This is a genomic window from Streptomyces sp. NPDC033177 (assembly GCF_055577715.1).
The window spans coordinates 13,794-26,493 of the sequence record NZ_JBVIPS010000001.1 but is presented as its reverse complement, the minus strand read 5'-3'; the positions used below and the strand labels follow the sequence as shown (position 1 = coordinate 26,493).

Genomic DNA, 12,700 nt, shown 5'->3' with positions numbered 1-12,700 from the left:
GGGGAGGGTAGCCATGGGGCGACGCGGCGCATGGACGGCCGCACTGCTCGCGGGAGTGCTGTTCTGCGGCTTCTCGGGATGGACGTACGCGCACACACGGGCCGACGACGATCTGGCCTACGCCCGTGACCGTGACAGCGCACTGGACGCCGCCCGCAGGCACATTGCGGTGCTCAACACCATGGACGGCAAGAACGTACGGGCCTCACTGCGCGCCTGGACCAAGGCAGCAAACGGGCCCCTCGCCGACGAGCTGCGGCGCACCGGCGACGACAGTGCCGAGGCCCTCGAACAGGAGGGCACAAGCACCAGCGGCACGGTCACGGACGCGGCGGTCATCGCCCTGGACCGCCGGGCGGGCACGGCGAAGGTCATCGCCACCGTCCGCGTCGAGGTGACCGCACGCACCGGCAAATCCACCACCGACCGCAAACGCTTCGAGGCGGGCCTCGACGACAGCGGAGCGGACTGGAAACTCAGCTCGCTGAGCGCGGTCCCGGTCGCAGCGGAATGAGGGGGCGCAGGGAAATGAGGGGGCGCAGCCGAATGAGGGGATGCACATGAGCGCCGGACTGAAGCCTCAGCGTGGGGCGGAAGCCGACACGGCCGGGGAGGGGGGCGACGCCGACACCGGGACGCGGCCCGAGCCCCGCCGTAAGAGCCGCAGGGGCCGCACGCTGCTCGCCCTTCTACTTGCCGCGCTGCTCCTGACCGGCGGCACCCTCCTGGTCCTCACCGACCGGACCGCGAATGCACCGGGCTCCGCCAACCAGGCGCTGACCGACAGCGAACGGACCCGCCAAGTCATCGCGGACGTCAGCGACGCGCTCACCACGGTGTTCACCTACACACCCGAGGACCTGGCCACCACCGAGCGGCGCGCGCAGGACGTGCTGCGAGGCGAAGCGGCCAAGGACTACCGGGCCTTGTTCGCAAAACTCCGCCGGCAAGTGGCCGAGCAGGAGCTGTCGCTGACCACGCAGGTGGTACGGGCCGGAGCCGTGGAGCTCACCGGCGACACGGCGCGGTTGCTGGTCTTCCTCGACCAGCGGGCCAAACGCAAAGGCGCCAAGGCGACCACCGCGGCCGCCCAGCTCTCGATCACCGCGCGCCTGGCCGACGGCCACTGGACGATCACCGATATCAAGGCCCGCTAGGGCACCACCGCTAGGCCACCACCGGAGAGGGACATGGCACGTACGACACCCCGACACCGTACGAAACTCTCGCTCGCCTCCGCGGCGGCCGCCCTCGCCCTGGGCTTCGCCGGGTGGACGGGCTCGTCCTGGTATGCGGCGGCCCACGACGAATCCACGCGGTTCGCACAGACCCGTGACGAGGTCCTCGCGGCGGGCGAACAGGCCGCCTTGAACATGAACACCCTCGACCACCGTGACCTCGAGCGCGGCCTGGACGCCTGGGAGCAGTCCGCCACCGGCAGTCTCCTGGACGAACTGCGCAAGGGCAGGCCCGAGTTCGAGAAGCAGGTGCGCACCGCCCGCACGGTCACCACGGCCGAGGTGCTGTCCGGGGCCGTGACCGAACTGGACGAGCGCGAGGGTCGGGCCGGCGTCCTGATCGCGATGCGGATCACCGTCGACCCGCCCAAGAAGAAACCGAGCACCAAGGAGAGCCGGCTACTCGGCGAGCTCAGCCGCACCGGCGACGGCTGGAAGCTGAGCGGCCTCGGCCAGGCCCCCGCAGGCGAGACGCCCACCGACACTCCGTCCGACTGAGGGGCCGATCCATGTCGACCACACGCCATATGGTCAACCGGCAGCGGCGCCTCGCCGCGGTCAAGGCCCGCGAAACACCCGCCCCCGCACCACGGGCCCCGCGTCCGCGACCGAAACCCCGGGAAAGGCCTGCCCAGAGCGACCGCAGACCGCGCAGATCCGTCCCCTGGCCCCTGCTGCTCGCGCTCCTCACGGTGGTGGCCGCGGCCTTCGCGGTCATCGCCCACACCCGCGCCGGGGCCGAGCGCGACCTGCCCGCCCTGCGTAATACGGCGCTGACCGACACCGCCCGCACCAGCGAGGTCAAAGGCACGGTCGGCCAGGCCGTCGACGCGGTCTTCTCCTACGACCACGCCAATCCGGGCCGGACCGAGAAGGCCGCGGACAAGTACCTCACCGGCAAGGCGGTCGCCCAGCACCGGGAAATGCTCGCGCAGGTCCGCTCCCAGGGAGAGCGGCAGAAGCTCGTCCTGAGCACCACCGTGACGCACAGCGGAGTCGAGGTCATCGACGGCGGCCGAGCCCGTGCCCTGGTGTTCGCCGACCAGAGCAACACCAGTACGGCCAAGGGCGGTTCGGCCAGCCACGCGGCAGCGATGTTCGCCGTGGACGTGGTCCACCGGGGCGGTACCTGGCAGATCGCGAACATCGACACGTTCAGCAGGTGAAGTTCAGCAGACGAAGGGGAGCCAGACATGAGGAACACCAGACGCAGCCGGCGGCACACGGCCGCGCTCTTGTCCGCCGCCATCGGGGTCGTGGTCGCGGCGACGATGTCCGGGTGCAGTTCACGCGTTGACGACGGCCCGCAGGTCGACTGGGCCTCCGACATGTGCGACAGCGTGCAGGACGTCGGGTCGGAGCTGAAGCTTCCCGCCGCGGACCAGAAGGACGCCAAGAAGTACCACGCGGAGGTCGTCACCTTCATGGAAGCGCTTGACCGGCAACTGGGGGCGCTGGACAAGAAGATGCGGCAGGACGGCGCACCGCCCGTCGACGGCGGCGACGCCGCGTACAAGAAGGCACTCAAGAACCTCCGCGGCGCCCGCAGCAGCCTCGTCGGCACCACCTCCGAACTCAAGAAGGCCAAAGTCACCGACGAGAAGTCCCTGAAGGCGGCGCTGAAGAAGGCAGGCGAGGGCATGGACAAGGCGGGCGGGTACCAGGGTCCCGCCCATGACTTCCGTACTGACCCCGCGCTCAAGCAGGCCTTCGACAAGGCACCGGAGTGCGAGAACCTGCCCGGTGTCGGACCCTCGGCACCGTCGGCCGGGTGAGGGCGGGACGCCCGTGGACGACACCACGGACCGCCTGGCCGCGGACCGCTTCGTCGCGCCGCTCGACCCGTTGGCGCCCCAAGGCGTCCCGCTCGACGGCCCGCTGCGGGCGGCGGGGAGGGTCGCGGCCCTGCTGATCATGGCTACTGCGCTCGCGCACATGAAGCTCCTGGTCCTGTACGTCAGCCCCGCCCTCTCCTCGGCCAACACCCGCCCGGCAGAGGCCGGCGCGTGGCTGCAGCCGATGTTCCCGCAGGACTGGAACATCTTCGCGCCCGACCCGCCCCGCATCAACGCCCATCTGGAGGCGCGCAGTTGGCGCGCGGACCGCCCCGGCCGATGGATCGACCTCACCGCCCGCGACATCGCCGCACACCGGGGCAACCCGTTGCCCAGCCGGGAGGACCAGACCGTCCTGCGCAAAGCGGTCGGCGCCCACCTCGCGGGCTCGCCGCACACCCAACTGAGGGCGCCGCTGACCCCTGCGGCGCAGTATCTGCGCAATGTTGTCGTCGTACGCCTGCAAGACCTCGGCGAGCCACGCCCGGACGCCGTCGAGCTGCGCCTGCGCACGGTGTCCATCGCCCCACCTGGTGGCCTTGCACCGGCCGAGAGCCGCCGCCCGCTGGGCACCTGGGAGGTGGTCCCGTGACGTTACGTCAGGCCCCGGCTGCGGGGCCCGCCGTGGCCGAGGACGGCGGCCGGGGCGTGCGGGAGCGACTGCACGCCGTGATCCGTACGCCGCTTGGGCTGTACGGAGCCGCGGTCCTGCGGATCGGCGTCGCGGGCCTGTTCCTGCTCAACCTGCTGCGCGAGGCGGGTCACGCGGACCGCCTCTGGGGCCCCGGATCCCCGTACACCCCCGAACTCTTCCGTGCCTCGATCGAGGCACGCGGCGCAGACGGCCGGCTTTCCTGGTGGTACAGCTGGCTGGGCACCCCGAGCCCCGACTACTTCTGGGCCGCCTATGTGCTGGCTGTCGCAGTCAGTGTGCTGTACCTGCTGGGCTGGCACACCCGCCTCATGGCGGTCCTCTTCGCCTTCGTCGTCGCGGGCTTCTACATGCGCTCGACGGTCGCAAGCAGCGGGTTCGAGCTGTTGAGCCTGCTGTTCGCCAACTACCTGGTGCTGTGCGCGTCGGGGCGCCGCTGGTCCCTGGACGCCCGCCGCGCCGCCCGTGCGACTCCCGCACCCGTGACCCCGTACGAGGAGCTGCGTCGCCGCATCGTCACCGTCCTGCACAACGCGGGCATGGCGCTGCTCGCCTTCCAGGTGATGGTGGTCTACGGCACCGCGGCCCTCTACAAGCTTCATGGCGAGACGTGGCGGGACGGCAGCGCGCTGCACTACGCCCTGCGGCTGGACGACTTCGCGACGTTCCCGGAGCTCTCCGGCTGGCTGGCGGGGCAGGGGAGTGTGCTGGCGCTGCTCGCGTATGTCACCGTCGCCTCCCAACTGCTGTTCCCGGTGCTGGCGTTCGTGCCGCGACTCAAGTACGCGGTCCTGGTCGTGATGCTGGGCACGCATGTGGGCATCGGGCTGTTGCTTGCGCTGCCGATGTTCTCGGCGATCGCCATCGTGGGGGATCTGGTGTTCCTGCCGACGGCGCTCTGGCTGCGGGCGGCCCGCGCGGTGCGGCTGCTGCGCTCGTCCCACGCGATGATCCCGTAATTCGGTGGAGCCGTCACGCCGGGGTGCTTACACTCGGCGGCTCAAGATCCATGCGTTCGAACGAGGTGTGTTTGATGACGGTCCGAGCCACGACTGCCGACTCCGGTCGACGGTCCCCCGTGCACGCCATGACCTCATCAAACCGAAGGAAAACCTCAAGTGGATCTTCCACGCATCTTCACCATTCGCGAGAGTAGCCACCGCGTTCACAACCCGATCACCCCTGGCAAGCTCGCCGTCCTGGGCCAGGCGCTGCACCTGGCGCCCGGCACGCGCGCACTCGACCTCGCCAGCGGATCGGGCGAGATGCTGTGCACCTGGGCCCGCGACCACGGCGTCACCGGGACCGGAGTGGACATCAGCACGGTGTTCACCGAGAAGGCCCGCGCCCGTGCCGCCGAACTCGGCGTCTCCGACCGGGTCACCTTCGTGCACGACGACGCCGCCGGCTTCGTCGCGGACGAGCCGGTCGATCTCGTCGCGTGCGTCGGCGCCACCTGGATCGGTGGCGGCGTGGCGGGCACCGTCGAGCTGCTGGGCGAGAGCCTGCGCCCCGGCGGCCTGATGCTGATCGGTGAGCCGTACTGGCGTCGGGAAGTGCCGGACCAGGAAACTGCCCAGGCCTGCCACGCCACCAGCAAGGACGACTTCCTGGAACTGCCGGAGCTGATCGAGCAATTCGGCGATCTCGGTTACGACGTCGTGGAAATGGTCCATGCCGATCAGGACAGCTGGGACCGGTATCAGGCGGCGCAGTGGCTCAACCTCCGCCGCTGGCTGGACGCGAACCCCGATGACGCGCTGGCCGCCGAGGTGCGGGCCGAGCTCACCACCGAGCCCGCCCGCTACACGCGGTACCAGCGCGAATACCTCGGCTGGGGGGTCTTCGCACTGATGGGCCGCTGACGGCCCGTTGAGCGCGGGCCCGGGCAGCGTTGCTGTCCGGACCCGCGTGCCCGCTCCTTCTCCGCTACTCCTCGTACGTGAGGTTCAGTGCTACTTCTCGTACGTGAGGTTCAGTTCGATCGTGTTGCCGGGGCCCGCGACGAATGCGCTGATCATGTCGTTGAAGCCACCGCAGTCCTTCAGCCCGGGCAGGGTGTAGGTGCCCTTGAGCTTGCCGCCGGTGCGCGGTTCGAACGGGCCCTCGCTGACGAGGTCGACCCCGGCGGGCTCGACGGTCCTGCAGTTCGGTCCGCCGCCGATGGGCAGGCCGAGCGCGCTCACACCGGCGAGTTTGACGTTCATCGCGGAGTGCGATTTGAGGCTGCCTGCCGTGTTGAGGGTGCCTGTCGTGCTGCCGGTCTGCTCGAAGGCGATGTCCGCGGTGGCGGGCAGGAGGCCGAGGAGGGTGAACTTGCCCTTGGTCGGAACGAGTTCCAGATCTGCGTCGAAGGTTCCCTTCTCCGGGGCGTAGCGGGCGTCGATGCCGCCGGCCAGCGGGGCGCTGCCCTTGCCCGCCTTGATGAACGAGCTGCCCTTGATGCCGTAGCTCAGCTGCACCGGCTCGCCGCCCGGGTCCGGCGGGGCGCTCGGGTCGGTCGGGCCCGCTTCGACCTGGACGGTGTGCAGCGTCTTGTTCTGTTCGGCGGGATCGAGGGTGCACTCGGTCTCGAAGGTGTCGAGGGCCGTTTTAGCGCCGGTCGCGTCCCGCGGGGTCATCGTCAGGAGCAGGCTGTTGACATCGATCTTCACGCTGCCGGGCTGCCGGAACGTCAGGGCCGGGGCCTGGCCGGTGGCGGTCACATCGAAATCGGCGGGCGGCTGCGGCAGGGGGGTCTTCGGGATGGTGTTGTCGAGGGCGATGTTCAGCGGGCCCTCCGGCATGTGCACGGTGACGTCCGCCGTGGCGATGCCTTCGAGGGTGGTGCCGTCGACTGTGCGCAGGGCGGTGGCCGCCGTCTTGCTGACCTTGGACACCGAAGTGATCCGGAAGGCCGGGATCTGCTCGCCGACCTGCACCTTGGCCGGCAGATCCGCCGTGATGACGACCGTCAGCGGATCCTCCTCCATGAGCGGGAACATGCAGGTGTAGGTCTGTGTCAGGGACACTGGGTCCGCGGCGGCCGGCGGGCCGGTGGTGAATCCGATCAGCCCGGCAAGCAGCGCGATGGCGGGGGCGACCCGCCACCCTGGGGCGCGCATGTCAGCACTGCCTCTCCAAGTTCTGCGGAACGGGTCCGGCCCCCCGCCTCGAAGGAGGCGGGGGGCCGGATCGGGATGCGGACTCACCGCTGTGATCTGCTCTCAGCTCTTGTAGGTGAGGTCCATGTCGATGGTGTTGCCGGGTCCTGCCATGAACGTGCTGATGATGTCGTTGAGGACGCCGCAGCCCTTGATGCCGGGCAGGGTGTAGGTGCCCTTGAGCTTGCCGCCCTTGTACGGCTGGAAGCGGCCCTCACTGGCAAGGTCGACCGTGGCGGCCGAGGAGGTCTTGCAGTCGGCGCCGCCGCCGATGGGAAGGCCGAAGGCGTTGACGCTGGAGAGCTTGACGAACATCTCGGACTTCGACTTCAGGGCGCCGGCGGTGTCCAGCGTGCCGGTGGTCTTGCCGGTCTGCTCGAAGGCGATGTCCGCGGTCGTGGGCAGGAAGCCCATGATGGTGAACTTGCCCTTGGTCGGGTCGAGCGTCAGATCGGCGTCGAAGGTGCCCTTGTTCAGGTCGTAGCGGGTGTCGATGCCGCCCGTGAGCGGGGCGTTGCCGTTGGCCGCCTTGATGAACGAGTTGCCCTTGATGCCGAAGTTGAGCTTCACCGGGTCATCGCCGGGCGGGTCGGTGGGCGGGTCCGTCGGCGGGTCCGTGGGCGGGTCGGTCGGGGGATCGGTGGGCGGATCGGTCGGCGGGTCCGTGGGATCCGTGCTGCTGCCCGTGATGGTCATGGTGTGCAGCGCGGTGGGCTGACCCGCGTCCAAGGTGCAGTCCGCGGGGAACTCATCCCCGTTCGGAGGCAGTTGGACGGGGGCGCCCGACGCGTCGCGAGCAATCATGTTGTGCAGCTTGAGGCCGGTCACGTCGAACTTGGCCGTCCCCTCCTTCTCCCAGGTCAGGAGACCGCCCGGCGACTTGCCGTTGGCGGTGAGGGTGAACCCTGCGGCCGGGTTGGGGATGTCGCCCTTGGCGACATCGTTGACGACCTTGATGGGGAGGTTGCCGGTGCCGCCGGGCAGTGTCACGTTGACGTCGGCGGTGGCCTTGCCCTCCAGCGTGACCGCGCCCATGACGCCAAGGCCTTGTGCGGCGCGGGCGCTGACCTTGGTGACGGCCTTGATGTCGTACTCGGGCACCGACTCGCCCACCTGCATGGTGGAGGGCATGTCGGCGGTGATCTCCACCTCGATCGGGTCGTTGTTGATGATCGGGAACTTGCAGGTGTACTTCTGCGTGAGCTTGACCGGGTCGGCGGAGGCGGAACCGCCGCTGAGGGTGACCAGGCCGGTGACGAGGCCGGCGGCCGCCACCGCGCTAAGGGCGCTGCGTGCCCTGGCGTGTCTCTTGTGCACTCCCATGAGCTACCTCTCGGGCTACGTGAATGGGCACAAACGAAGGTGGGGTATGCCATCTCTGCGATTCCGGACTCGCCGGCCCAGCTGCCCGGTGAAATCGGGAGACGTGAAACGCGCCGCTTCGAGGGAATCTGCCGACTGAATTGCTGCAGACGCTACGGCGGTGTTTCGAATACGAAAACTACTGATGAGTAGTTGGGCGGTCAAGGCCTGCTCCTGCCTTCTGCCAGAGGGAAGTTGAAGGCCCGGAAGTTTTGTGGCTCCCGTGAGTACCGGGCGGTGCACGGATGACAAATTGTGGAGCCTTCTTCGCCGCACGTCGTCGAACTGTGCCGATCGGGTTGACGGGCCCCTTACCTGCCAGTAGTCATTTCTGGATTGTGCCAATTCTCAGAAGTGGGGCCACAGATGGGAGATCGCATGGGAGACGACGGCAGGGGAGAGAAACGGGGAAGAACGAGGGCGAGGCCGGCACGAGGGCCGGCCCTCACCGGGGTTGCCGGGATGGTGATCGCGCTGACCGCCGGGGGTGGCAGCGCATCGGCCGAGCCGGTGTCGCTCACGCAGAAATACACCTGCAAGTTCCCGATCATCAGCAACGACGGCATCGAAGCCGCGATCACCACGGACATGCCCACCACGATGAAAGTCGGCGAGACGGTCCCTGAGTACGACATCAAGGCCGTCACGAAGGTCAGCGCGCGCGCCGCACAGGGCCTCGGGGTGCTCGGCGCGGTCACGCTGGAGGGCAAGGCCACCGCCGACGTGGTCGTCACCCAACCCGGCAGTGACGGCACTTTGCCTATCAAGGTCGTCAACACTGTCGCCAAGGCCGAGATCCCCGACCCCGCCGCGGCCTTTGATGTGACGGCGACCGGCAAATCGCCCGGAGGGTTGCTGACCTGGGGCTCGCCGGGCGATGCGGCCTTCGACATGAAGGGCTTGAAGCTGCACAACATGATCGCCAGGGACGCGGCGGGCAAGCCCGTGCCGCTCCCGCCGAACGGCGACGAGTTCACGGCGGAGTGCACGCTCGACGCCGGTCAGAAGACGCTCCTGCACACCATGACGATCACCGGCGACGGCGGTACGGACCCCACGGATCCGCCCACGGATCCACCGACCGAACCGCCCACCGATCCTCCGACGGACCCGCCCACCGACCCGCCGACCGATCCCGTTGATCCCGCGGACCCGACCGACCCCGGCACCACGACCGGCGGTTCATGGAGCGGCGGCTCGGGCACCTCGGGCGGCGAGGGATCGAGCGGCGGCTCCGGATCCTCGGGCACCCAGCTGGGCACTCAGGTGACCGGCGGTTCGGGTGAACTCGCGGGGACCGGCATATCCGGCGTCGGCCTGATGCTGGCGGCGGCAGGAGGGCTCACCGCCGCGGGCATAGCGGCCTTCCACTACCTGCCCCGGCGCATCAGGAGGGACGAGCAGACCATCTGAGACTGCTGCTGTACGGCGCTCCCGGGCACCCTGCCCTCCAGGAGGCTCCCGCCGTACGGCAGCGCAGAGAGCGGGCCCGGAGCAGCGACGGCGCTCCGGGCCCGCGGTCATGCCGTACGAGGCGTCTTCGCGTGGTGGAAGGGGTCGTACGGGACATATCCGCACGGCGAAGTGGGCCGCTAGGCTCACGTCCGCGCGGCCGCGCGGGTCCTGCGGCGCCGCACCACCACCCCCACGACCACCAAGAGCACCACCGGAGCCAGCGTCACGAGGACACCCCAATTCACCGTGCGGTAGGCGGTGCTCCCGCTCTCCACCAGCTCACCGCCCTCGTCACTGGCCGTCAGCTCGACGCTGCCCCAGTCCAGCGGAGGCGGCGCCGCCCACTTCTGGGTAATCCGCACCTGTTGGCCCGGCATCAGCTCGGCCGGCAGCTTGTTGCCCGCACTGTCGAAGGACGTCCGGCCGAACAGGCCCTTCGCCTTTAGGTCGACCCTCGGCTCGAGCTGCACATTGCCGCTGTTGACGAGCGTGTACGCGACCGTGGCGTCCTTGCCGAGGCCAGGCACCAGCGGAACCTCGTAGTCGAAACGGACGTCCTGGACCTTCAGGCCGGGCGCCCGCTCGCCGTTGACCTGCAGATAGATGCGGGCGCCGACCGCCTGCCGGATGCCCACGCCGGTGCCTTTGGCGCGGGCGACGCGCTTGTCCAGGGCGACGACGGCTCCGGGGTGGTCGCCAGGCGATGCGGTACGCGGAATGGCGACGCTGAAGGGGACGGTGGTCTTGCCGCCCGCCGGAACCGTGACCTCGGAGCGCTCGAGGCGCGTCCACACCCCGACCGAGCGTTGCTTCTCGGTGGGCTCGCGCACCGCGAAGCCGCCGTCGCGCGGGGTGTTGTACGCGTCGGCGGCGTAGAGCAGGAAGGTCACCGGTTCCTTGGCGAGATTGGAGACGGTGACCTTGTCGCGCACGGTGCGCCCCGGATCCGCCTTCATCCGGAAGTACGCCCGGTGGGCCCGGTCCTTGCCGCCCTTCTTGTCGGCCTCGCTGTTCTTGCCTTCCTTGGCTTCCTTGCCGGTCTTGTCGGCGGGGAAGACGGACCAGCGGCCGTTGTCGGCGGCGAACGCGTCCGGTGGCGGGCTCGCGGTGAGCAGGCCGAGCGCCAGGGCCAGGGCTGCGATGAGCACGGCGGCGTATCTGCGATGCATGAGCTGCGTACGAACGAGGTGCATGCGGCCCCCAGAACGATGAGATGCGGGAAGTTGCGCGGACGGTGGAACGCCGAAGAGGTGGACCGGCCGTCGCACGAAGGCCGGTCCACCAGGCGGAGCGCTGGATCAGGTCAGCGTCAGCGTGAGCACGGCCGCGTAGTCACCGGCGGCCGCGGTCGCCGGTACGTCGAGCGCGAGGCCCGCGCCGACGGTGAACTCGCCGCCGGTCTGCGCCGCGTCGGGCGCGCTCGCGAGCGTGGCGCCCGTCCCGCCGACCGTGCCTTGTGTGCCGGGCACGCAGGTGCTTGCCGACCCGGCCGCCGTCTCGCAGGACGGAGTCCAGCCGAGCTTGTCCGCGCCGATGCTTCCGGCGCCGCCCGTGAAGTCGGTGACCTTCCCGGTGAGCGACCAGCCGGTGGCGCCGTTACGTGCGTCCTTGACGGTCACCTTCTGCAGATCGCCGGTCGAGCTGCCGCCCGCGCCCTCCTGGACCGGGGACAGAGCGACGGTGTCGCCCGCTTGGGCCATGGTGAGCTGACCGCCGCCCTGCTTGGGGGTCACCTTGGTGTTCACGTTCTGCTTGCCCGTGGAGGGGTCCGTGCCCGGGTCCGGGTCAGGTCCGGGATCCGGGTCGGGCCCGGGGTCCGGGTCGGGTCCGGGGTCGGTGCTGCCGCCCTGGATCTCCATCGTGTGCAGGAGCGTCGGCTGACCCGTGTCGAGCGTGCAGGCCGTCTCGAACTCATCGCCGAACGGCGGGAGCTGGACGGCGTTGCCCGCCGCGTCACGGGCGATCATGTTGTGCAGCTTGAGGCCCGTGACGTCGAACTTGGCGGTTCCGGGGTCGGCCCAGGTCAGCAGGGAACCGGGCGACTTGCCGGTGGCGTCGACGGTGAATGCCGCCGCGGGGTTGGGGATGTTGGCCTTGGCGACGGTGTTGACGACCTTGATGGGGAGGTTGCCGGTGCCGCCGGGCAGTGTCACGTTGACGTCGGCGGTGGCCTTGCCTTCCAGGGTCACCGCGCCCATGACGCCCAGGCCTTGTGCGGCGCGGGCGCTGACCTTGGTGACGGCCTTGATGTCGTACTCGGGGACTGTCTCGCCGACGTTCATGGTGGTGGGCATGTCGGCGGTGATCTCAACTTCGATCGGATCGTTGTTGATGATCGGGAACTTACAGGTGTACTTCTGGTTCAGCTTCAGCGGAACGGCTGAGGCGGTACCTCCGGTGGCGGTGATCAGGCCGGTGACCAGCCCGGCGGTCGCGACCGCTGCCAGGGCGCCGCGCACCCCGGCTCTTTTTCGATGAGCTCTCATGAGCTGCCTCTCGTACTGCGTGAACGAGCAGAACGGGTGAAGAAAGAATGGCCGTACATGTCGTTATCTTCGCCAGATACGGTCCTGTTTGGGATCGGTAAACTACTGACGGGTAGTTGGGCGGTCAAGGTGTCAATTACCAGCAGAATTCAGCTGCCTGGTTTTGACGGCTACTTCATCCTTTGGTGAGCAGTGCGCAAACCGACTTGTACGTCGATGCCAACTTCCCGGCGTGGGCCTGAGCGAGCCCGAGTGGGCCCGGGTGACAACTGATCCGCGCTCTTTACTCACCCCACAACAGATCTTCCGTACGCACCGAAATGGCTCTTGACCAGCTTCTCGACGCGCGACTAGCTTCCGCTTTCGGTTCGAGTGTCAATTCAACGCAATTGGCCGTGCCCGCGCCCGAGTCTGTGCCGGTGCCGGTGCCGGTGCCGGTGCCGGTGCCTGTGCCCGCACTTCGTGCTTGTGTCTGTGTCGCCGAGCGGTCGGAGTTCTGATGCTGTCTTGTGAGGCAATCCCGGACACG

Annotated in this window: 13 protein-coding genes; 9 read left to right on the top strand and 4 right to left on the bottom strand. The window is 69.0% G+C overall.

Going from position 1 to position 12,700, the window contains the following annotated elements:
* Positions 1-13: 13 nt before the first annotated feature.
* From ACZ5U5_RS00145 to ACZ5U5_RS00110, 8 genes are all read left to right on the top strand, one after another.
* The gene (locus ACZ5U5_RS00145; RefSeq protein ID WP_469014424.1) at positions 14-514 is read left to right on the top strand and encodes a hypothetical protein; all 501 of its coding nucleotides are present in this window, start codon (positions 14-16) and stop codon (positions 512-514) included.
* Between the two features lie 46 nt (positions 515-560).
* Positions 561-1,157 carry a hypothetical protein gene (locus ACZ5U5_RS00140; RefSeq protein ID WP_469014422.1) on the top strand — a complete coding sequence of 199 codons (597 nt, stop codon included), beginning with the start codon at positions 561-563 and terminating at the stop codon, positions 1,155-1,157.
* 33 nt (positions 1,158-1,190) lie between these two features.
* Positions 1,191-1,736 carry a hypothetical protein gene (locus ACZ5U5_RS00135; RefSeq protein WP_469014420.1) on the top strand — a complete coding sequence of 182 codons (546 nt, stop codon included), beginning with the start codon at positions 1,191-1,193 and terminating at the stop codon, positions 1,734-1,736.
* Positions 1,737-1,747: 11 nt separating this feature from the next.
* The gene (locus ACZ5U5_RS00130) at positions 1,748-2,404 is read left to right on the top strand and encodes a hypothetical protein (protein WP_469014417.1); all 657 of its coding nucleotides are present in this window, start codon (positions 1,748-1,750) and stop codon (positions 2,402-2,404) included.
* A 27-nt stretch (positions 2,405-2,431) separates the two neighbouring features.
* Positions 2,432-3,013 (top strand): hypothetical protein, encoded by a 582-nt coding sequence (locus ACZ5U5_RS00125; RefSeq protein WP_469014416.1) that lies wholly within the window; start codon positions 2,432-2,434, stop codon positions 3,011-3,013.
* A gap of 13 nt (positions 3,014-3,026) precedes the next feature.
* A complete protein-coding gene (locus tag ACZ5U5_RS00120; protein ID WP_469014414.1) occupies positions 3,027-3,665 on the top strand; it encodes a DUF5819 family protein in 639 nt (212 codons plus the stop codon).
* A complete protein-coding gene (locus ACZ5U5_RS00115) occupies positions 3,662-4,684 on the top strand; it encodes an HTTM domain-containing protein (protein ID WP_469014412.1) in 1,023 nt (340 codons plus the stop codon). The genes ACZ5U5_RS00120 and ACZ5U5_RS00115 overlap by 4 nt, the downstream gene beginning before the upstream one ends.
* A 159-nt stretch (positions 4,685-4,843) precedes the next feature.
* Positions 4,844-5,590, top strand: a complete 747-nt coding sequence (locus tag ACZ5U5_RS00110; protein WP_469014409.1) for a methyltransferase domain-containing protein — start codon at positions 4,844-4,846, stop codon at positions 5,588-5,590.
* A gap of 90 nt (positions 5,591-5,680) precedes the next feature.
* Here the strand turns inward: ACZ5U5_RS00110 and ACZ5U5_RS00105 are convergent, their stop codons facing one another.
* A complete protein-coding gene (locus ACZ5U5_RS00105; RefSeq protein ID WP_469014407.1) occupies positions 5,681-6,829 on the bottom strand; it encodes a DUF6801 domain-containing protein in 1,149 nt (382 codons plus the stop codon).
* Positions 6,830-6,931: 102 nt separating this feature from the next.
* Entirely contained in the window at positions 6,932-8,191 is a 1,260-nt protein-coding gene (locus ACZ5U5_RS00100; RefSeq protein ID WP_469014406.1) for a DUF6801 domain-containing protein, read from the bottom strand.
* 501 nt (positions 8,192-8,692) lie between these two features.
* Between ACZ5U5_RS00100 and ACZ5U5_RS00095 the strand changes: the two genes are divergently transcribed.
* Entirely contained in the window at positions 8,693-9,643 is a 951-nt protein-coding gene (locus ACZ5U5_RS00095) for a DUF6801 domain-containing protein (RefSeq protein ID WP_469014404.1), read from the top strand.
* A gap of 185 nt (positions 9,644-9,828) precedes the next feature.
* Here the strand turns inward: ACZ5U5_RS00095 and ACZ5U5_RS00090 are convergent, their stop codons facing one another.
* Positions 9,829-10,878: a COG1470 family protein gene (locus ACZ5U5_RS00090; RefSeq protein WP_469014402.1), complete on the bottom strand. Its 1,050-nt coding sequence runs from the start codon at positions 10,876-10,878 to the stop codon at positions 9,829-9,831.
* Between the two features lie 105 nt (positions 10,879-10,983).
* Positions 10,984-12,144, bottom strand: a complete 1,161-nt coding sequence (locus ACZ5U5_RS00085) for a DUF6801 domain-containing protein (RefSeq protein WP_469014400.1) — start codon at positions 12,142-12,144, stop codon at positions 10,984-10,986.
* Positions 12,145-12,700 lie beyond the last annotated feature (556 nt).

Excerpts from the sequence above, each read along its gene's own strand:
- ACZ5U5_RS00145 (WP_469014424.1), top strand. The coding sequence starts at position 14 with ATGGGGCGACGCGGCGCATGGACGGCCGCACTGCTCGCGGGAGTGCTG.
- ACZ5U5_RS00140 (WP_469014422.1), top strand. The coding sequence starts at position 561 with ATGAGCGCCGGACTGAAGCCTCAGCGTGGGGCGGAAGCCGACACGGCC.
- ACZ5U5_RS00135 (WP_469014420.1), top strand. The coding sequence starts at position 1,191 with ATGGCACGTACGACACCCCGACACCGTACGAAACTCTCGCTCGCCTCC.
- ACZ5U5_RS00130 (WP_469014417.1), top strand. The coding sequence starts at position 1,748 with ATGTCGACCACACGCCATATGGTCAACCGGCAGCGGCGCCTCGCCGCG.
- ACZ5U5_RS00125 (WP_469014416.1), top strand. The coding sequence starts at position 2,432 with ATGAGGAACACCAGACGCAGCCGGCGGCACACGGCCGCGCTCTTGTCC.
- ACZ5U5_RS00105 (WP_469014407.1), bottom strand. The coding sequence starts at position 6,829 with ATGCGCGCCCCAGGGTGGCGGGTCGCCCCCGCCATCGCGCTGCTTGCC.
- ACZ5U5_RS00100 (WP_469014406.1), bottom strand. The coding sequence starts at position 8,191 with ATGGGAGTGCACAAGAGACACGCCAGGGCACGCAGCGCCCTTAGCGCG.
- ACZ5U5_RS00095 (WP_469014404.1), top strand. The coding sequence starts at position 8,693 with ATGGTGATCGCGCTGACCGCCGGGGGTGGCAGCGCATCGGCCGAGCCG.
- ACZ5U5_RS00090 (WP_469014402.1), bottom strand. The coding sequence starts at position 10,878 with ATGCACCTCGTTCGTACGCAGCTCATGCATCGCAGATACGCCGCCGTG.